At 72.3% G+C, this 18,523-nt stretch carries 20 protein-coding genes and 1 pseudogene; 16 read left to right on the top strand and 5 right to left on the bottom strand.

Annotated elements, in window-relative coordinates:
- The first annotated feature begins 313 nt into the window (after positions 1 to 313).
- Both HUO13_RS07360 and HUO13_RS07355 read left to right on the top strand, forming a co-directional pair.
- A complete protein-coding gene (locus tag HUO13_RS07360) occupies positions 314 to 718 on the top strand; it encodes a DUF6292 family protein (RefSeq protein WP_211900687.1) in 405 nt (134 codons plus the stop codon).
- Positions 719 to 741: 23 nt separating this feature from the next.
- Positions 742 to 1,005 carry a hypothetical protein gene (locus HUO13_RS07355; RefSeq protein WP_211900686.1) on the top strand — a complete coding sequence of 88 codons (264 nt, stop codon included), beginning with the start codon at positions 742 to 744 and terminating at the stop codon, positions 1,003 to 1,005.
- Between the two features lie 182 nt (positions 1,006 to 1,187).
- Here HUO13_RS07355 and HUO13_RS07345 read toward each other — a convergent pair whose 3' ends face one another.
- A complete protein-coding gene (locus HUO13_RS07345; protein WP_249124512.1) occupies positions 1,188 to 2,057 on the bottom strand; it encodes a polysaccharide pyruvyl transferase family protein in 870 nt (289 codons plus the stop codon).
- 327 nt (positions 2,058 to 2,384) lie between these two features.
- On the opposite strand from HUO13_RS07345, the gene HUO13_RS07340 reads away from it, so the two are divergent.
- The 11 genes and pseudogenes from HUO13_RS07340 to HUO13_RS07285 all read left to right on the top strand — a co-directional run bounded on the left by HUO13_RS07340 (position 2,385) and on the right by HUO13_RS07285 (position 12,235).
- Positions 2,385 to 4,019, top strand: a complete 1,635-nt coding sequence (locus tag HUO13_RS07340) for a carbamoyltransferase family protein (RefSeq protein ID WP_211902719.1) — start codon at positions 2,385 to 2,387, stop codon at positions 4,017 to 4,019.
- The gene (locus tag HUO13_RS07335; RefSeq protein WP_211900685.1) at positions 4,016 to 5,545 is read left to right on the top strand and encodes an HAD-IIIA family hydrolase; all 1,530 of its coding nucleotides are present in this window, start codon (positions 4,016 to 4,018) and stop codon (positions 5,543 to 5,545) included. Before HUO13_RS07340 ends, HUO13_RS07335 begins: the two co-directional genes overlap by 4 nt.
- Positions 5,542 to 5,757, top strand: a pseudogene (locus HUO13_RS07330) (glycosyltransferase family 9 protein); the annotation flags it as partial. The gene HUO13_RS07335 and the pseudogene HUO13_RS07330, both read left to right, overlap by 4 nt.
- A gap of 19 nt (positions 5,758 to 5,776) precedes the next feature.
- A complete protein-coding gene (locus HUO13_RS07325) occupies positions 5,777 to 6,994 on the top strand; it encodes a glycosyltransferase (protein ID WP_211900684.1) in 1,218 nt (405 codons plus the stop codon).
- Positions 6,991 to 7,566 carry a D-sedoheptulose-7-phosphate isomerase gene (locus tag HUO13_RS07320; protein ID WP_211900683.1) on the top strand — a complete coding sequence of 192 codons (576 nt, stop codon included), beginning with the start codon at positions 6,991 to 6,993 and terminating at the stop codon, positions 7,564 to 7,566. Before HUO13_RS07325 ends, HUO13_RS07320 begins: the two co-directional genes overlap by 4 nt.
- A complete protein-coding gene (locus tag HUO13_RS07315) occupies positions 7,566 to 8,972 on the top strand; it encodes a PfkB family carbohydrate kinase (RefSeq protein WP_211902718.1) in 1,407 nt (468 codons plus the stop codon). Before HUO13_RS07320 ends, HUO13_RS07315 begins: the two co-directional genes overlap by 1 nt.
- 29 nt (positions 8,973 to 9,001) lie before the next feature.
- The gene (locus HUO13_RS38310) at positions 9,002 to 9,262 is read left to right on the top strand and encodes a hypothetical protein (protein ID WP_432757825.1); all 261 of its coding nucleotides are present in this window, start codon (positions 9,002 to 9,004) and stop codon (positions 9,260 to 9,262) included.
- Complete coding sequence (locus HUO13_RS07300) at positions 9,259 to 9,969, top strand: UDP-glucose 6-dehydrogenase (RefSeq protein ID WP_249124511.1); 711 nt, start codon at positions 9,259 to 9,261, stop codon at positions 9,967 to 9,969. Before HUO13_RS38310 ends, HUO13_RS07300 begins: the two co-directional genes overlap by 4 nt.
- Before the next feature lie 652 nt (positions 9,970 to 10,621).
- Positions 10,622 to 11,269: a phosphate signaling complex protein PhoU gene (phoU, locus tag HUO13_RS07295; RefSeq protein ID WP_211900681.1), complete on the top strand. Its 648-nt coding sequence runs from the start codon at positions 10,622 to 10,624 to the stop codon at positions 11,267 to 11,269.
- 214 nt (positions 11,270 to 11,483) lie between these two features.
- A complete protein-coding gene (locus HUO13_RS07290) occupies positions 11,484 to 11,864 on the top strand; it encodes a hypothetical protein (protein ID WP_211900680.1) in 381 nt (126 codons plus the stop codon).
- 35 nt (positions 11,865 to 11,899) lie between these two features.
- Positions 11,900 to 12,235, top strand: a complete 336-nt coding sequence (locus tag HUO13_RS07285) for a plasmid stabilization protein (protein ID WP_211900679.1) — start codon at positions 11,900 to 11,902, stop codon at positions 12,233 to 12,235.
- 210 nt (positions 12,236 to 12,445) lie between these two features.
- Here the strand turns inward: HUO13_RS07285 and HUO13_RS07280 are convergent, their stop codons facing one another.
- Entirely contained in the window at positions 12,446 to 12,637 is a 192-nt protein-coding gene (locus HUO13_RS07280; protein ID WP_211900678.1) for a CsbD family protein, read from the bottom strand.
- Between the two features lie 159 nt (positions 12,638 to 12,796).
- Between HUO13_RS07280 and HUO13_RS07275 the strand changes: the two genes are divergently transcribed.
- Entirely contained in the window at positions 12,797 to 13,927 is a 1,131-nt protein-coding gene (locus tag HUO13_RS07275) for a 5,10-methylene-tetrahydrofolate dehydrogenase (protein WP_211900677.1), read from the top strand.
- 7 nt (positions 13,928 to 13,934) lie between these two features.
- On the opposite strand, the gene HUO13_RS07270 is transcribed toward HUO13_RS07275, so the two are convergent.
- The gene (locus HUO13_RS07270) at positions 13,935 to 14,393 is read right to left on the bottom strand and encodes a DUF6328 family protein (protein WP_211900676.1); all 459 of its coding nucleotides are present in this window, start codon (positions 14,391 to 14,393) and stop codon (positions 13,935 to 13,937) included.
- 363 nt (positions 14,394 to 14,756) lie between these two features.
- Between HUO13_RS07270 and HUO13_RS07265 the strand changes: the two genes are divergently transcribed.
- Together HUO13_RS07265 and HUO13_RS07260 are read left to right on the top strand one after the other, a co-directional pair.
- Positions 14,757 to 15,323, top strand: a complete 567-nt coding sequence (locus tag HUO13_RS07265) for a hypothetical protein (protein ID WP_211900675.1) — start codon at positions 14,757 to 14,759, stop codon at positions 15,321 to 15,323.
- A gap of 37 nt (positions 15,324 to 15,360) precedes the next feature.
- Positions 15,361 to 15,915, top strand: coding sequence for a hypothetical protein (locus HUO13_RS07260; protein ID WP_211900674.1), 555 nt, complete (start codon positions 15,361 to 15,363; stop codon positions 15,913 to 15,915).
- 53 nt (positions 15,916 to 15,968) lie between these two features.
- Here the strand turns inward: HUO13_RS07260 and HUO13_RS07255 are convergent, their stop codons facing one another.
- A complete protein-coding gene (locus tag HUO13_RS07255) occupies positions 15,969 to 16,118 on the bottom strand; it encodes a hypothetical protein (protein ID WP_249124510.1) in 150 nt (49 codons plus the stop codon).
- A 59-nt stretch (positions 16,119 to 16,177) separates the two neighbouring features.
- Positions 16,178 to 17,974: a thiamine pyrophosphate-requiring protein gene (locus tag HUO13_RS07250; RefSeq protein ID WP_211900673.1), complete on the bottom strand. Its 1,797-nt coding sequence runs from the start codon at positions 17,972 to 17,974 to the stop codon at positions 16,178 to 16,180.
- Positions 17,975 to 18,523 lie beyond the last annotated feature (549 nt).

Below are 18,523 nucleotides of genomic sequence, written 5' to 3'. Positions count from 1 at the left end.
CGCGCCGCTACGTCGACTCAGGCCCGGGGCGGAGGAAACCCTGTGGCGCCGAGCAGCGGAGCGCTGAGGACGGGGTCTCCGAGTTCCGGGCCTGGCTGAGGCCCCGTCCCGCTGAACCCTGATGCCGCCGCGTCGCCCGTGCGCACCGTACGGGCGGTTTCACAGCGTTGGCACGAACCTGTTTGAGGGTCGCCCGACGGGGGCAAGCTAGGCACAAGCACCTCACCGAGGAGGGTTTCCGACCCGTCCGACCCGTCCGAACCGCCGGTGCGCCTCCGGTCGCCGACGGACCCGCCGGAGAGGAGGAGCCGTGATGGACGTGAGCGGTTCAGCGCTGGACGGCTTGGTCAACTACGTCGAAGCGGTGGTCGGCCGCCTCGGCGGTGATGTCGAGGGCGCGGAGGTCGACGTCGACGGCGGGTTCGCCACGGCGATCATCGCGGTGCGGTCGAGGGTTCCCACCCTGCCCGGCTGCCGGGTTCTGCTGACCTGGGACGAGATCAACGGCTGGGCGCTGCGGGTCGTCACCAGCGAGGACGATGACACGGTCGTGGTCAGCTACCTGGGTGAGGACATCCTGCCCAAGCCGCACACCGTCGACCGCTACCTGCGGGAGGCCGAGGACGGCGAGAGCCCGGGTGCGCTCGTGCCGCCGGACTTCCGGCGCCCGAACGCCGACGACGGCCTGGAGCGCCGTCTGGTCCGGTTCGGCGGGTAGCAGCCGGGAAGGAGCGCGCAGCAGTGACGATCCCCGAGCGTCGCGACGACCGGAAGGCAACGAGGAGGTCCACCGCCGAGCGGGCGGGCGACCCCGGCTCGCCGCACCCGGGCACGCCGGAAGTACCGGATCCGGACTGGCCGGGCACGCCTGAGGTCCCGGACCCGCCCAACACCCCGCGTCCGGTGCAGCCGCGCAAGCCGAGCGCCCCGGGAACGCCCGAGGTGCCGGACCCGGACCGACCTGACGCGCCGGAGACACCAGAGGTGCCGGAACCGCCGTCGTAGCGCGGGCACCCGGTCGCGGAACTCAGTTCTTGGGCGGGTTCACGCCCGCAGCACACCGAGGTTGCGCGCGACCGCGCCGAGGTTGCTGGGCGAGCGCACGACTTCCACATCGGGGAACTCCCTCCACGAGCTGGCCCAACTCATTGCTGGAGCCGTTGTCGACCACGACGTGCCACCTCCTGTCAGCCCTGCCGCTCGCCGGTCCCGGAACCGGCGACCGCGCACCCGTGGAGTTCGGCGAGCATCCGTTCGGTCAGCCCCCGGCTGGTGTCGACGTCGGTGCGCGCTCGCATCCGGGCCAGGGCCCGCGCGATGGGCGACGTGCACCAGGACCACCAGCTGTCCAGCACCTCCCACGGCCTTCCCGCTCGCAGGACCTCCCCGACACCGACGACCGCGGGCCAGTTCCAGGCCTCGGCCTGCGCGGAGACCTTGCCGCCGCCGTCGACCGGGTCGACCGCGAGCGCGGGAACTCCGCCGCTCAACGCGAAAACCAGTCCGTGCAGGCGCGAGGTGAGCACCACGTCGGTGCGTCCCACGAGCACGGCGAACTGCTCCGGTGTGCAGCAGTGCCGCCAGTCGCCGGTGTCGAGCCGGGTGTCCAGTTCGAGGGGTGCGCAGTCGAGTGCGTTGATCCACCCCTGCAACACCCGGTGCAGCTCGTCGTGGCGGCGCCGGTCGCCGTACTCCGGCTGTCCCGGTGCGAGCGCGACCCCGGCGACCGGCAGCGCACGGGATCGTTGGTGTGAAGCCAGATCTTGCACCGGTGTGGTTCCCGGGCCGTCGCGTGCCAGCACGACGTCGAAGTCGGTCAGCGCGGGATCGTCCGGGTCCACGACGGAAACACCCACGGCGATCCGCCGGCAGCGGGCGTAGCGCTGGTGCAGCTCGCGCAGTTGCCATCCCCGTGCGGGGCCGCAGGCGAAGACCACATCGGTGTAATTCCTCGGCTCCGCGTCGGAGATGCTCAGCGCGCCGGGTTCGAAACCCGGGCTCCAGGCGCAGTCGCAGGGCACATCGGCAGCGCGCAGTGCGGTGGCCACGCGCCTCATGGCGGCAACGTCACCGGCGGTGGTCTCCCGTGGAGGAAGCTCGCCCAGCCGACGACCAGCACACGCACGTCATCACCTCTCGTCGTCGACGCATCCTCCGCGTCACCAGAATACGGAAGGGGGGGACAACCACACGCGCTGTAGCGGATCACGCGGACCGAGCGTCCACGTTGGAGTGTTGCGCGACAGTTTTCCTGCCTGCGGAGGTCAACTTCCTGCGCTGAAACGTTTCGAGAGCCGCTTCGCAGGGTAGCGGTATGAGCAGTGGCGCGTGACGCCGGCGCGCGGTGCCACGGCAGGTCTTTCCTTCGCATCGTGGGGGCACTCGTGCGAATCCTCGGCATCAACTCGGTCTTCCACGACCCGGCGGCGGTGCTGGTCGTCGATGGTGACGTGGTCGCCGCGGCGGAGGAGGAGCGCTTCAGCAGGCGCAAGCACGGCAAGCAGCCGGTGCCGTTCGCGGCCTGGGAGCAGCCCGATCGCGCGGCGGGGTGGTGCCTTCGCGAGGCTGGGATCTCCGCGGCCGATGTGGACGTCGTCGCCTTCTCCTACGAACCCGCGCTGGTCGACAACGGGTTGGAAGGGCTGGACCCGGGCTGGGAGGACCTGCGCACCGCCTACGCCGAACGCGCGCCGCGCTTCCTGCGCACCGCGTTACCCGGTATCGAACACGCGCGAAGCAGGTTCGTCCCGCACCACTACGCGCACGCCGCATCCGCCGGGCTCGCGGCGCCGTTCGGCGACTGCGCCGTGCTCACCGCCGACGGGCGGGGTGAGAGCACGTCGATGCTGGCGGGGGAGTACCGCTACGGCAAGCTCGAAGTGCATGCGCGGCAACGGCTGCCGCACTCCCTCGGGCTGATGTACGAGGAGCTGACCGAGCACCTGGGTTTCCACCGCTCCGGCGACGAGTACGAGGTGATGGCGCTGGCCGCCTACGCGAAACCGGCTCAACTCTCCGGCTTCGCCGAGCACGTGCGCGTGACCGACGGCGGATTCACCATCGCCCCGATCGACTGGGAGCAGTGGGCACCGCGACGCCGCCCCGGCGACGAGATGCTCCCCGCGCACGCCGAACTGGCCGCCAGCGTGCAGGTGCGGCTGGAAGAGGTCCTGCTCGAGCTGACTAGGTGGCTGCACGACCGCACCGGCCAGCGGCACCTGACGATGGCCGGCGGCATCGCGCTGAACTGCGTGGCCAACACGCGCATCGCCGACGAGGGGCCGTTCGACGAGGTGTGGGTGCAGCCCGCGGCCGGGGATGCCGGTACCGCGCTCGGTGCCGCGCTGCACGTGGCGGCCGAGAGCGGGGAGGCCATCCGCCCGATGAGCGGAGCCGACCTCGGGCGCGGATTCGGCGAGGCCGAGCTTGCGGCCCGGCTCGACGCCGCGCGCATCCCCTACGAGCGTCCGGACGATCTGGCGGAGGAAGTGGCCGAATCCCTGGCGCGCAACGAGATCGTCGGCTGGTTTGAGGGCCGCAGCGAGTTCGGGCCGCGCGCGCTCGGGCACCGCTCGCTGCTGGCCCACCCCGGGCACGCGGGCAACGTCGAACGTCTCAACGACGTCAAGGGCCGCGAGCGGTTCCGGCCGATCGCACCGATGGTGCTCACCGAGCGAGCCCCGGAGCTTTTCGGCAGGGGCCCGATTCCCAGTCCCTACATGCTCTTCGTGCACGACGTGGCGGAAGAGTGGCGCGACCGCATACCGGCGGTGGTGCACGTCGACGGCACGGCGCGCATCCAGACCGTCGACCGGCACCGCGAACCACTCCTGGCGCGCGTGCTCGACGCCTTCGCCGCGCGAACCGGTCTGCCCACTGTGGTCAACACCAGCTTCAACCCGCCCGGCAGGCCGATGGTCGACACCCCTGTGGACGCCCTGGAGTGCTTCGGTTCCGCTCCAATCGACCTGCTGGTGCTCGGGCCCTTCGCGGTGCGGCGCGCGGGGGTTCGGCGGTGAGCGCGGGCCTCATCGACTACACCGTCGTGGTGCCCACTACCGGGCGCGAGAGCCTCGGGGTGCTGCTCGCCGCACTGGAGGACCTGCCCGGACCGCAACCGGCGGAAGTGCTCGTCGTCGACGACCGCCGCTGTCCGCCCGCACCGCTGGAGATTCCGCGCACGTCGTTGCTGACCCGGGTTGTCCGCTCGGGTGGGCACGGGCCGGCAGCGGCGCGCAACGCCGGGTGGCAGGAGACGCGCACGGAGTGGGTCGTCTTCCTCGACGACGACGTGGCGCCGGGACCGGACTGGAAACGCGCTCTGCGACGGGACATCGGCGCGCTGCCCGACGACGTCGGCGCGAGCCAGGGTCGCATCGAGGTGCCGCTGCCACGGCACCGCCGGGCGACGGACTGGGAGCGCGGCACCGCGGGGCGCTCCCGCGCGCGGTGGATCACCGCCGACATGGCCTACCGCCGTGGCGCGTTGACCATCGCCGGGGGATTCGACGAGGAGTTCCCGCGCGCCTTCCGGGAGGATGCCGACCTCGCGCTGCGCGTGCAGGCCATGGGCTACCGCATCGTCTCCGGGACCCGGGCCACGGTCCACCCGGTGCGCCCGGCCGGATTCCTGGCCGGCGTCCGGGCCCAGGTGGGCAACCAGGACAACGCGATCATGCGCCGCAAGCACGGCCGCACGTGGCGCGCCGCGATCGGGGAGGGCCCGGGACGGCCCCGCAAGCACCTGCTCGTCACCGCATCCCTGGTGGCGACCGGGGTGCTGGCGCTCGCGGGCCGCGGTAGACCGAAGTGGACGAAGGTTTCCGCGGTCACCGCCGGCGTCTGGTTCGGGATGACCGCGGAGTTCGCCGCGCTGCGCATCGCGCCCGGGCCGCGCGACCCCGCCGAGGTCGCGCGGATGCTGTTCACCAGCGCGCTGATCCCGCCCGTGGCGACCTGGCACCGGCTGCGCGGGGAGCTGCGGCAAGCCCGCCGGCGACGCCGGCACCGGAAACGGCCCGCGGTTGTGCTGTTCGACCGGGACGACACGCTGATCCACGACGTCCCCCACAACGGAGACCCTGCTTGCGTGCGCCCGGTCGCCGGGGTGCGCGCGGCGTTGGACCTGCTGCGCACCAACGGAATCCGCGTCGGCGTGGTCAGCGACCAGTCGGGTGTCGCAAGAGGACTGGTCGACGAGTCCGAAGTCGCCGCGGTCAACCGGGAGGTGGAGCGCCACCTCGGCCCGTTCGGCACCTGGCAGGTCTGCGTCCACGGCGACGCCGACGGCTGCGACTGCCGGAAGCCCGCGCCTGGCCTCATCGAGCGGGCGGCTGCCGAGTTGCACGTGCCCACGAGCGCCTGCGTGGTCATCGGCGACACCGGCGCCGACGTCGACGCCGCGAGCGCGGCAGGCGCCAGGGCGATCCTGGTGCCCACCGAACGCACCCTCGCACCGGAGATCCAGTGGGCGTGGCAGAACGCCGAGGTCGCGCGGACGGTGCCGGAGGCGGTCACCCGGATCCTGGCGGAGGCGGCGCGGTGACCGGCCGGGGCCTGACCGTCCGGATCGACGACGCGGGCGACGTGCTGCTCGCGGGCCCGGCCATCCGGGCGGCGTCCGCGGGCGCGACCGAGGTGGTGCTGCTCGCGGGCCCGCGCGGGAGTGCCGCGGGCGAGCTGCTGTCCGGCGTGGACCGGGTCGTCGAGTGGTGCGCGCCGTGGATCGACCCGGAACCCGGGTCGGCCACCGACGACTTCTGCAGGAGGTGACCGGATGAGGATCGAGCTGATCTCCGAGCACGCGAGCCCGCTCGCCCCGCTCGGGGGAGCCGACGCGGGCGGTCAGAACGTGCACGTCGCGGAGCTGGCCACCGGGCTGGCCCGGCTCGGGCACGAGGTCGTCGTGCACACCAGGCGGGACTCGCCGGAGCTGCCGCCCAGCGTGCGCGTGGCGCCGGGCGTGACCGTCGAGCACGTGCCCGCCGGGCCCGCCGAGCCGATCCCCAAGGACCACCTGCTGCCCCACATGACCGAGTTCGGCGACCGGCTGGCGGTGCGCTGGGCGCTGGAGCGGCCGGACGTGGTGCACGCGCACTTCTGGATGAGCGGGGTCGCCGCCCGGCGCGGGCTGCGCGACCTGGACGTCCCGCTGCTGCAGACCTTCCACGCGCTCGGCCGGGTCAAGCGCCGCCACCAGGGCGTCGAGGACACCAGCCCGCCGCAGCGGGAACGCGTCGAGAGCGAGCTCGCCTGCGGGGCGGACGTGGTCGTGGCGACCTGCTCCGACGAGGTGCGCGAGCTCGAGGAGATCGGGCTGCCGCCGCAGCGGGCGGCGATCGTGCCCTGCGGCACGGACCTGGGCAAGTTCACCCCGGAGGGACCGGTCGCCCGCCGCGGCGACGCGCCGCGCATCCTCAGCATCGGCCGCCTGGTCGAGCGCAAGGGCGTCGACACGGCCATCAGGGCTCTCGCCGAGGTGCCCGGCGCGGAGCTGGTCGTGGCGGGCGGCCCCGCGCACCGCGAGTGGGACGGCGATCCCGAGGTCGCCAGGCTGCGCGCGGCCGCCGCCGGGGCCGGGGTCGCCGACCGGGTGCGCTTCGCCGGGCAGGTGCCGCACGAGACCGCCGCCGCCCTGTACCGGTCGGCCGACGTGGTGGTCTGCGTGCCCTGGTACGAGCCGTTCGGCACCGTCCCGCTGGAGGCGATGGCCTGCGGCGTGCCGCTGGTGGTCTCGGCGGTCGGCGGGCACCTCGACTCGGTGGCCGACGGCGGGACGGGGCTGTTCGTGCCGCCGAAGGACAGCTCCGCGCTCGCCTGCGCGCTGCGGGACCTGCTGTCGGACCCGCGCCGGCGGGCCGAGATGGGCCGGGCCGGGGTCCGCCGGGTGCGCGAGCGCTACGGCTGGGACCGGCTGGCCGCCCAGACCGAGGCCGTGTACCAGCGGGCCCGCACCCTGCACCGGCCCCTGGCGTCGACAGGGGGCAGGCCGTGATCGAGGAGCACTTCGCCGCGCTGGCCGACTCCGCCTCGCGGGCCGGCCGCTACGCGCGCTCGATCGACTCCTGGGGCAGGCGGCCGGCGACCGTGCTCGAGTCCGGTGGCAGGCTGCCGGCGTGCGGCGACGACGGCCGCGCCGCCGAGGTGCAGCACCCGACCGGTGAGCTGGCCGGGCGGTTCCTGTACGACCGCAGGCCCTGCGCGGCGATCCCGCTGCACGCCGACCACTCGGCCTGCACCGCGATCCTCAACGACTACGGCGAGCAGGAGGTCTTCGCCAGGGGCGTGCGCGCCCACGGCAGGCCCGGTGACGTCCCCATCGCCCTGTCGACCAGCGAGCGCGGCCAGAACGTCATCACCGCGGAGAAGACGGCCCACGAGATCGGGATGAGCACCTGGGCGCTGACCGGCCCCGCCATGCTTGCCGCCGTCTGCGACGAGGCGGTGGCGGTGCAGGCGCCGAGCCCGGCCACCGTCCAGGAGATGCACCTCGCGCTGATCCACGCCCTGTGCGCGGTCTTCGACGTGGCCGGCTCCCGGCGGGAAGAGGGGAGCGCGGTGCGATGATGCGCGGTCCGCTGGTGGTGGTCGGGGACGCCCTGCTCGACATCGACCTCGAAGGCACGTCGGAGCGGCTGTGCCCGGACGCACCGGTGCCGGTCGTCGACGTCGCCGCGCGCAGGCGCCGCCCCGGCGGCGCGGGAATGGCCGCGCTGATCGCCGCCCGCCAGGGCGTGGAGGTCGTGCTCGTCGCCGGTGTCGGCACCGACGACCACGGCCGCGAGCTGAGCGGGCTGCTGGCCGAGCAGGTCCGCCTGGTGGACCTGCCGTTCCAGGGCGCCACACCGTGCAAGACGCGGGTGCGGGTCGCGGGCCAGTCGCTGCTGCGGGTCGACTCCGGCGAGGGCCTGGTGCTGGACGGGGCGCTCGGCGCGCACCTGCCGCCGGTGCTGAACAACGCGGGCGCGGTGCTGGTCGCCGACTACGGAAGGGGCACGACGCGCAACTCGTCCCTGCGCCGGGCCCTGCGCGGGCTGCCCTCCGACGTGCCCCTGGTCTGGGAGCCGCACGTCAGGGGCGCGGAACCGGTGGATCGCGCCGACCTGGTCGTACCGAACCGGGCGGAGGCCGCGCATTTCACCGGAACGCAGCACCTCGACTCGGCCGCCGAGGCGGGCCGGGAGCTGCTGCGGCGCTGGGGGTGCCGAGCGGTCGCGGTGACGCTGGGAGGCGAGGGGGCGATGCTCGTCCCCCCGCACCGGGGACAACCCTTCCCAGTGCCCCGCGCCCGCTCGGTCAGGCCCAGCGCCGACGTCTGCGGCGCGGGCGACAGCTTCGCGGTCGCCGTCGCGCTGGCGCTGGCCGAGGGCTCCGAACGCCCGGACGCGGTCTCGGCGGCGGTCGACACCGCCAGCCGCTTCGTCGCCGACGGCGGCGCCTCGCACCTGGCCACCAGGCAGGAGGACGAAGTCGCCGGCGCCGCGACCGCGGGCAGGAACGCCCCGGAGGCCGGCGGTGGGTGCAACGCGCTGGACGTCGCCGCCGACGTGCGTCGCGGCGGTGGACGGCTGGTGGCCACCGGCGGCTGCTTCGACCTGCTGCACCCCGGCCACGTGCGACTCCTGCAACGCGCCCGCGAACTGGGCGACGCGCTGGTGGTGTGCATGAACTCCGACGACTCGGTGCGCAGGCTCAAGGGCCCGGCCCGCCCGGTCGTCGGCGAGGCCGACCGCAGGCACCTGCTGGAGACGCTCGAACCGGTCGACGCCGTCGCGGTCTTCGACGAGAGCTCACCGTCGGCGCTGCTCGACGAGCTGCGGCCCGACGTGTGGGTCACGGGCGGCGACTGCGACCTCGACTCGCTGCCCGAGGCCGGCGTGGTCCACCGCCACGGCGGTCGCACCGTGTTCGTCCCGCTGGTCGAGGGCTACTCGACGACCCGGCTGCTCAGCGGGCTGACCGCGGCCGTGTAGCGCAGGCACCGACCTGAGGAGGGAGAACGATGAAGCCGCTCGGCAACGTACTCATCACCGGAGGCGCGTCGGGCCGGGCGACCGCGACGGCCCGGGCCGTGGCCGACGAGGGCGGGACCCCGCTCGTGCTCGACATCGCCGACCCCGGGATCGACGCACCGCACGTCCGAGCGGACCTCGCCGACCGGCCCGACCCCGGGCTGCTGCGGCTGACCACCGACGAGGTGATCGAGGCGGCCGCGGTGCAGCTCGACCGGTGCGCCGCCGTTTCGGGCGGGGGAGCGCCGTGACGGGCCCGCGCCGCCGGGTCCTCGTCGTCGGAGCCGAGGGGCCGTGCCGGGTCGCGGCCGAGGGCCTTGCCGTGCTGGGACACGAGGTTCTTCGGTCGAGCGAGGCCGCCCGTCGCGCGCAGAGCGTCTTCGTGTGCGGCGCCCACGACGGCGAAGCGGTGCTGGCACCGGTGCGCGACCACCTGAGGCCGGGTGCCCTCGTGGTCAATTCCTGTTGTCCACCATGGGAATCGACCGATGCGCTGCGCACCGAGCTTCGACGAGGCGACTTGGCATTGGTCAGCAACCCGCGGCGGTCCGAAGTCTCCACCGCGCAGTGGCTCACACCGGACGTGGTCGTCATCGGGTCTGATGTGGACGATGCAGGCGATGCGGCCCACGCGCTCTACGAAGGGATCGCGGCGCCCGTGGTTCGCACGGACGTGCGGAGCGCGGACCTGGTGCCACATGCGGTGAACGGCTGCGCGGCGGTCAAGCAGTCGTTCTTCAACGACCTCGCTGAGCTTTGCGACCGCCTCGGCGCCGACATCACCAGCCTCGTCCGGGCACTGTCCTACGACAGCCGGGTCGGAACTTCCTGTACGAGACCCGCCCCGCTGTCGCCCGCGCAGCGGCGCAGCATCGAGGTGCTCCGGGCGGCGGGTGCCGAACCGGGCCTGCTGCACGCCGTCGCGACCCTCGCGGAGGAGTCCGCATGTCCGGGATGAGCCGGGCGTGGCGGAGTTGGTGACGTTTGAGGACCCCTGCGCACCTGGAGCGCCGAGTGGGAAACGCAACGGGGGAGGTGGTTGCGGGAGCACCGCGGCGGGCGCGGGGCCCGCCGCGGGCACCAGGCAACATCGGCACCGGAAACCGAGACGCGAACACCCTTTGTGCTCGTCCTCTCAGGATTCCACGTGCGTCACCCACGCTGGAAACCAGAACTGACTACGCGGAGTCAGTGCATTGCCGTGCCGTTCGGTTCGGGCCGCAAGCGCGGTGTTCGCAGGGTTCGCTCGCGGCGCTCACGGGTCCGCGCCGCACTCACGCCCGGCTCACGGCCTCAGCGGCGGGACCGCGAGTGAGCACCACCGGGCGGGTCCGGCGGGGTTCGCGGACCGGTGTGCAGCAACGGGTCGTGGCCTCCGCTGCCTGCGACACCGCTCGTCTGCGCCGCCGACGTCCAACGGCGAACCGCGCTCGCCGTCTTCGCGCATGCCTGCCTGAAGGTCATCTTCACATCCTCCATCTGTCCGGTCTTCCCGTTGCGGGGCCGTGGCCAGGCCGAACCGGCCCACTCGCCTGATTCCCTTGCGCCTCAGCGGCAAAACGCCCCGCCGGTTCCGCTGCGATGTGCGCTGGGAGGCATACCCTCGAAACGTGCGCGAGGAGTTCCACGGGCAGTTGGAGCGGCTGGGCGACGAGCTGATCGGCATGTGCGAGCTCGCCGCGGAAGCCATGCGCGGGGCCACCCGGGCGCTGCTGGAGGCCGACCTGGAGCTCGCCGAGCGCGTCATGGCCGACGACGTCGAGCTCGACGAGGCGGGCGAGCGGTGCGAGGAGCACGCGAGCACGCTGCTCGCGTTGCAGGCACCCGTGGCCACCGAGCTGCGCATCGTCCTGGCCACGATCTACTGCGCGGTAAAGGTCGAACGCATGGGCGACCTGGCCGCGCACGTCGCCGAGATCGCCCGCCGCGCCCACCCCGCGCCTGCCGTCCCGCCCGAGCTCCTGGACCAGGTGCGGGAGATGGCCTGGCTCGACATCGACATGGCCGCCCGGCTGGCGGCACTGGTGTCCGGTGAGAGCGCCGAAGGCGGATTCGGCGAGCTCCGGCGAACCGACGACGTGGTCGACGCGCTGCACGCCGAGCTGCTCGACGCCGCGACCGGCAGCGAGTGGACTCACGGCGTCGCGGCGGCGATCAACCTCGCCCTGCTCGCACGCTTCTACGAGCGCTACGCCGACCAGGCGGTGTCGGTCGCCCGGCGCCTGGAGTTCGCCGTGACCGGCACCCTGCCCGGCTGACCGCCCGTCCCGCACCACGACCCGCGGCTACTTCTGAAGAGGCGGCCATGCGGAGTTCACTGAGGAATCGGGTTGGCCGCCCACTTGGCCGGTCGGGATTAGACAGCCGGACCCGCGGGTAACCGACCGCCAGAGTTTGGGTGGTGAGATTTCGGTGGTTGTTCAACGGCAGCCCGAATCGGGTTCCCTCTTCGAACAGGACTGGGAGGGACTCGTGGCGGCCGCGGAAGACGCCGGTCGGCGCGCCGCGCGCGAACTGGCGGGCAGCCGGGACGCGCGCGATTTGGCGGCGGCAGGCGAAGTGGAACTGCGAGTGGGGCCGAGTGAGAGCCCGATAGCGGCGTGGCTGCTGCGCACCGGACGAGCGTGCCCCGGCGACAGTGGAAGCGAAGTCCTCGTCGACTTCGCGGTGGAGGCAGAAGAGCTCGGGCCGGTGTCGTCGGCGGAACAGAAGGCGCGGTCCCCGCTGGTGCGTGAAGCCTACGCGCGGGCATATTGCGCCGTTCTCGCCGAGGAAGCCGGAGCGGTGGCGGAAACGCGCCTCGTACCAGGCGGCGGCGACCGCCAACCGCCGGTCCGGGCGACCGCCGGATGACATCCCCGACGCGCTCGTGGAAGGAGACGCGCACGATGCCGCAGCAAGCGTGGAACCGAAAGCAGGAACGCCAGTACAAGCACATCAAGGAGTCGGCCGAGGAGCGCGGCTCCAGCGAGGCGCGGGCCGAGGAGATCGCCGCCCGCACGGTGAACAAGGACCGCGCGCAGCAGGGGCAGTCGCGCCGGCAGAGCAAGACCTCGACGCAGGACATCCCGCCGCAGCGCAGGGGCGGCATCCGATCGGGCAACCGCGTCGGCCCCGGCGGGCGGACCAAGCAGCAGCTCTACGAGGACGCCAGGCGCCAGAACGTCAAGGGCCGCTCCAAGATGACGAAGCAGGAGCTGGAGAAGGCGGTCAGCAACCGCTAGGGACTGTCGCCGCAGTGGTATTCGCAGCGGTGCGGGCTGGGGCCCGCACCGCTGTCACATGAGCAGTTCCTGCCGCTGTCGCGAGCGGAACAGCCGGAATGCACCGCGATTCGCGCAAATCCAAGGCAGTACGACAAACCAGGCCAGCACAACGGGGTGGGGTCGACACTGCCGTGCCGACCCCACCCCGCGATCACGCTGCGAGAGCAGCTATTCCTTGTCCTTCTTCATACCGGTGACCGTGTCCTTCAACTTCTCACCGGCCTGCTTGAGGCTCCCCTTTGCCTGCTCGGCCTTGCCCTCGGCCTGGAGCTGCTCGGTGTCGGTGACGTCTCCGAGCTTCTCCTTGGCCCGGCCCTTGAGTTCTTCGGCCTTGTGGCCGGCCTTGTCCTCGTTGGCCATCAGCTGTGCCTCCTCGAATCGGCTCAGCCATGGGATACCCTTTTCGGTTCATCCTCATGCACCGGCGGGCGGCGAATTCGTGTGCATCGGCTTCGGATCGGGTAGTACAGGTTTCGCCGACCGGCGGGATGCCGGAAGTCGCGACGGAAAGGGGCGCAGTTGAACCAGGACCGGGAAAGCTCGCAGAACTCCGGTGGAACCGACCAGGTCCTCGGACTGGTCACGGACCCGGACATGCCGACCCAGGTCGGTTCCCGGCTGAAGGACCGGCTCGCCGAGTGGCTGGGGGAGCGCACCGGCGGCAAGTGGGTGGTCGAGGTCGTGTCGCACCCGGTGACCGCGGGCGAGTTCGACAGCGAACGCATCCTCCAGGACCTGGAGCGCTTCCGCGACCGGTACGGGTGGGGCTACGCGATCTGCCTGACCGACCTGCCGCTGCTGCTGGGGAAGGGACCGCTGCTGGCCGACGCGAGCATCCGGCGCCGCGCGGCCCTGGTCTCGCTGCCCGCGCTCGGCGCCCTGGGCCCCTACCGGCGCATGCTGCGCATCCTGACGCGGCTGCTCGACGACCTCGTGGAGGCCGAGGGCACCGGGAGGACCATCGGCAGGCTGGCGCCCGTGCGCCGCACGGTGCCGGAGGACCAGCGCGTGGACGCCCGCTACGTGACCTCGCGCGTTCGCGGCTGGCTGCGGCTGGTGGCGGGCATGGTGCGCGGCAACCGCCCGTGGCAGCTGCTGTGGGGGCTGTCCAGCGCGCTGGCCGCGGCCCTGGCCGCCACCGGCTTCGGTCTGTTCACCTCCACGGTCTGGCAGATCGGCGACGTCCTGAGCCCCTGGCGGGCGGCGGGAGCCATGCTGTTCTCCCTGACCCTGATGACCGTGTGGCTGATCGCCGCGCACGGGCTCTGGGAGCGCGTCGGCGACGGCGTGCGCGACCGGCGCGTGGCGCTGCTCTACAACACCTCGACGGTGGTGACCCTGACGCTGGGCGTGGCTTGCCTCTACGGCCTGGTGTACGTGGTCAGCTTCGTCGCGGCCATCAGCCTGATAGACCCGAGCGTGCTGGCGAACATGGTCGGGCACCCTGCCGGCCCGGCCACCTACGCCCGGCTGGCCTGGATGGTGGCGACGATGGCGATCATCGCCGGGTCGCTCGGTTCGAGCCTGGAGACCGACGCCGCGGTGCGCCAGGCCGCCTACGGCTACCGGGAGGAGCAGCGCCGCGCGCGGCACGCCGAGGAGTCCGAGCGTGCCGACGAGTCCGGGCGGACCGAGCGCGCCGAGACGTGAACCGCCGTCACTGCCTCCGGATGCGCAGGGGCACCAGGAACCACAGCGCCAGGAACAGGCAGCCGACGCCGGCACCGACCGCCGCCGTACCCCAGCCCGGGCCGAGGACGACGATCCCGATCAGCAGCACCGTGCCGGTCATCGACGCGGCCAGCAGGGCCAGGCCGCCCAGCGCGCACCAGTTGGCCGCGCGGATGATCTCCTCGCGCCGCCGCTTGCGGAACAGCACCCGGTGCCACGCCGCCGGTGCGATGAGCAGCGCGGCCGAAGTGGTGGCGAGCAGGACCGTCGTGATGTGCAGGCCGTGGGCGAAGCTCCCCGCGCTTGCGAAGCGGTCCATGAACGCCACCGTGAGCAGGAACGCGAAGAGGATCTGGACGCCGGCCTGGGCGACGCGCAACTCCTGCAGCAGCTCGCTGAGGTTGCGGGTGAGCCGCGTGTGCCTGGATTCGTCCGGCCGAGTCACGTTGACCTCCCACCGCCTGCCCGGTCCACGCGGGACGCGCGGAACCGCCCGCCGCGGCGCGCGGTCCCTGCCCATGGTCGATTTCCCCGGCGTGGTGCGGAAATCCGATCATCGCACTCCAACGGGCGCTGTCAACCCCGCTCGTGGGCCATCCGGTTCGGCCGGAGGACCACCGCACTCGGGCGCGGCCACCGCGGTCCAGGGCCGTTTGCGGCTCAGGGGGTGGGGTACTTCTGTAGGCAGAGGGGGCAACGGGGGTAGTTCGCAGACGCGGCCAGCGACAGGCCGGCACCGGCCCGCGGCACACGCGGGCGCGATGACGCGTCGGCGCTGCGGGCCCGCCTGCGGGGTCAGGGGGTCGACATGAGCACAGCCAGCCTGGTCACCATCGTCATTCTGGTCCTCGTCGTGCTGCTGGTGCTGCTGGTTCTGGCGATCGGCTACGTGCTGTGGCAACGGCGCACGACGCGGCTCCGGGAGCGGTTCGGACCCGAATACTCCTACGCCGTCGAGGAATCCGGCGGACGCCGTAAGGCGGAGGCGGACCTGCGCGAGCGGGAGAAGCGGCACGACAGGCTCGAACTGCGCCCGGTGTCCGACGAGGCCGCGCGGCGCTACCGCGCGGACTGGGACGCGATCCAGCACAGGTTCGTCGACGAGCCCGGTGGTGCGGTCGAGGAAGCCGACGTGCTCGTGGTGCGCATCATGCGCGACCGCGGCTACCCGGTTGACGACTTCGACCAGCGCGCCGACGACGTGTCGGTGGACCACCCGGAGGTGGCGCAGCATTACCGGGCCGCTCACGGGGTGGCGGTCGAACACCAACGGGGGCAGGCCGACACCGAACAGCTCCGAGGGGCCGTCACGTCGTACCGCTCGTTGGTCGACGCGCTGCTGGAGGAAGACGCGGGAGGACAGCGGCGGCAGTGAGCGGCAAGGCCGGAATTCGCATCCGAAGGAGCAGGTCATGACCAGCAACGAAGAGAACGCGCGGCGGCCCGAGCAGATGCGGCGGGACTCCGGCCAGGAGGAGCCGACGATGGCAACGCGGGAGCAGGACCGCGGTTCCGAGCCCGCGGGCAACGCCGGCTGGACGACCACCGGGCCCGGCGGCACCGGGGCGGAGGGCTCGTCGCAGCAGGAGAGCGACGGCATGCAGAGCAACGCAATGCCCGCAGGCCAGGCGGACGGTGGACCTCAGGCGGGCGGTGGCGCGGAATCCGCGTCCTCGTCCGGCGAGTCGCGGGAAGGCGGCGACGCCCACCTGATGCCCACCGAGGTCGCACAGGACATGCGTGTGCGGTGGGACGCGGTGCAAGGTGCCTTCGTGGATGATCCCCGCCGCGCCGTCACCGACGCGGACAACCTGGTTTCCGATGTGCTGCAACGGCTTTCGGCCACCTTCGAGAGGCAGCACAAGGAGCTCGAGGGCCAGTGGAAGAACGGCGAACCCTCCACCGACGACCTCCGGATGGCGTTCCACCGGTACCGGAGCTTCTTCAACCGGTTGCTGGAGGTGTGAACCGGCCGCGGGTCCGGGCGGTGCCGGGTTCGCACCGCCCGGACCCGCGGAATTCAGTGTTCGGCGCCCTTTCGCTCCATGCCGGTCCCGACGAAGCGCTCCGAACACCGCTTGCGGTACCAGGGCACCGCGCCCACGCCGACCGCGACGCCGAAGCCCGCGAGCGCCAGGCCCACCGCGGCCGGCACCAGCCGCCAGGACATCGACGCTCGGTACGGGGACCTGCATCGACTTCTGTCCACAGCGGATTATCACGCCTGGCTCAACTGCGGTCGTCGCGCGAGGGCAGGAACTCCTGCACCTTCGACTTCACGCCCTCCCGCACGACCGACCAGGCCGCCGGGTCGCCCTTGACCAGCGAGGCCGCCACGTTGTTCATCTGCTCCAGGTCGGCGTGCGGCGGGATCGGCGGCACCGACGGGTCGGTCACGAACTCCAGCACGCACGGCCGGTCCGAGCTCAGCGCCTGCTCCCACGCCGAACGCGTCCGGCCCGGGTCGTCGACGCGGATGCCGCGCAGGCCGGTCAGCTCGGCGAACTCGGCGTAGCCGAAGTCGGGGAGCTGCTGCGAGGGCAGGAACTGCGGCGCCCCGCCCATCGCCCTCAGTTCCCAGGTGACCTGGTTCAGGTCGCGGTTGTTGAGCACCGCGACGACGATCCGCGGGTCCGACCACTCCCGCCAGTGCGCGGCGATCGTGATCAGCTCGTTGATCCCGTTCATCTGCATCGCGCCGTCACCGACGAGCGCGAACACCGGCCGGTCGGGATGCGCGAACTTCGCGCCGGTCGCGTACGGCACGCCCGGGCCCATCGTCGCCAGGGTGCCCGACAGCGAGCCGCGCATGTTCCCGCGCATCTTCAGGTGCCGCGCGTACCAGTTGGCCGCCGATCCCGAGTCCGCGGTGATGATCGCGTTGTCGGGCAGCAGCGGGGAGAGGTCGGCGAAAACCTTCTCGGGGTTGATCGGGTCGGCCTCGACCTCCGCGCGCCGGTCCATCACCTCCCACCAGTCGCGCACGTTCTTCTCGACCGTCTCCCGCCAACCGCGGTCCTCGTTGTACCGCAGCATCGGCAGGAGCTCGCGCAGCGTGTCCTTCGCGTCGCCGAGCAGGTTGACGTCGAAGGGGTAGCGCATGCCGATCAACGTCGGGTCGATGTCGATCTGCACCGCCCGCGCGTCGCCGAACTCCGGCAGGAACTGGCTGTAGGGGAAGCTCGACCCGATCATCAGCAGCGTGTCGCAGTCGCGCATCAGCTCGTAGGACGGCCGCGTTCCCAGCAGGCCGGCGGAGCCGGTGACGTAGGACAGCTCGTCGGACAGGACATCCTTGCCCAGCAGGGCCTTCGCGACTCCGGCGCCAAGCTTGTCGGCGACGCCGGTGACCTCCTCGGCGGCGTCGTGCGCGCCCTGGCCGACCATGATCGCCACCTTGCGCCCGGCGTTGAGCACCTCCGCCGCGCGCTCCAGATCCTCGCGCGGCGGCACCGACACCGTCCGCGGCGAGCCGAGGCTCGAGGGCACCATCTTGAACTCGTGCTTCGGCGGCGTGTACTCCAGCTCCTGCACGTCGCCGGGGATGATCACGGCGGTGACCGTTCGGCGCGCCTCGGCCGTCCGGATGGCGCGGTCGAGCACGTTGGGCAGCTGCTCGGGGACGGTCACCATCTGCACGTAGTCGCCCGCCACGTCCTTGTAGAGCGACATCAGGTCGATTTCCTGCTGGTAGGCGCCGCCGAGGGACGAGCGGCCCTGCTGCCCGATGATCGCGACCACCGGCACGTGGTCGAGCTTGGCGTCGTAGAGGCCGTTGAGCAGGTGGATCGCGCCGGGACCCGACGTCGCGGCGCAGACCCCCAGCCGTCCGGAGAACTTCGCGTACCCGACGGCTTCGAACGCGGCCAGCTCCTCGTGCCGCGCCTGCACGAACCGCGGCTGGTCGTCCGCCCGCTCCCAGGCGGCGAGCAGCCCGTTGATCCCGTCACCGGCGTAGGAGAAGACGGTGTCCACACCCCACTCGCGCAGTCGCGCCAGGACGTAGTCCGCCACCAGCTGGGCCATCAGCACACCTCAATCGGGTCGACACCCACGTACATCCACAAGCCAACTACCCCTCGGGCGCCGCCCGGCAAACGTCAAGTTCGCGCTCGCACGGCAGGGGCGGCCCGTGGGTGGACGGCGGTGTGCGCGAACGCTCAGCGCTGCGCGCGAGACTGCTGTGGCGCGGTGTTCTCGGGCCATTCCCCGCCATCGGCGTCGGCCGGGGTCGTCCTCGGTGAGCTGCCGCGCCTGTTCCAGCGTCAGGTCGTCACGGAGTCCAGCTGCTTGTACATGCGCTCTTCGAGTCCGGTGTCCTTGCACCAGGCGGGGTGTCGGAGCCTGTTTGCGGCCATCGCGATCACTCGACCCTCCGCGTGCTGGCCGAGCTGCTCCGGTTACGCGTCACGCGAGACCTCTTCACGTCTGCTCGCGCCTGGAGCCATCCCGCGCGGCCGCCCGCGGGTTTGCGTACTCGAAAGCCGATTCGAATGGCTAGGCAGCCGTTCCTGCGGGGGCTGGTGGTTCGTGCGGCCACTGCTTTCGTGCCTGCACCGGTGGTTCCTGCGGGAA

Source organism: Saccharopolyspora erythraea, assembly GCF_018141105.1.
Taxonomy (GTDB): domain Bacteria; phylum Actinomycetota; class Actinomycetes; order Mycobacteriales; family Pseudonocardiaceae; genus Saccharopolyspora_D; species Saccharopolyspora_D erythraea_A.
This window is presented reverse-complemented; position numbering and strand designations above follow the sequence as displayed.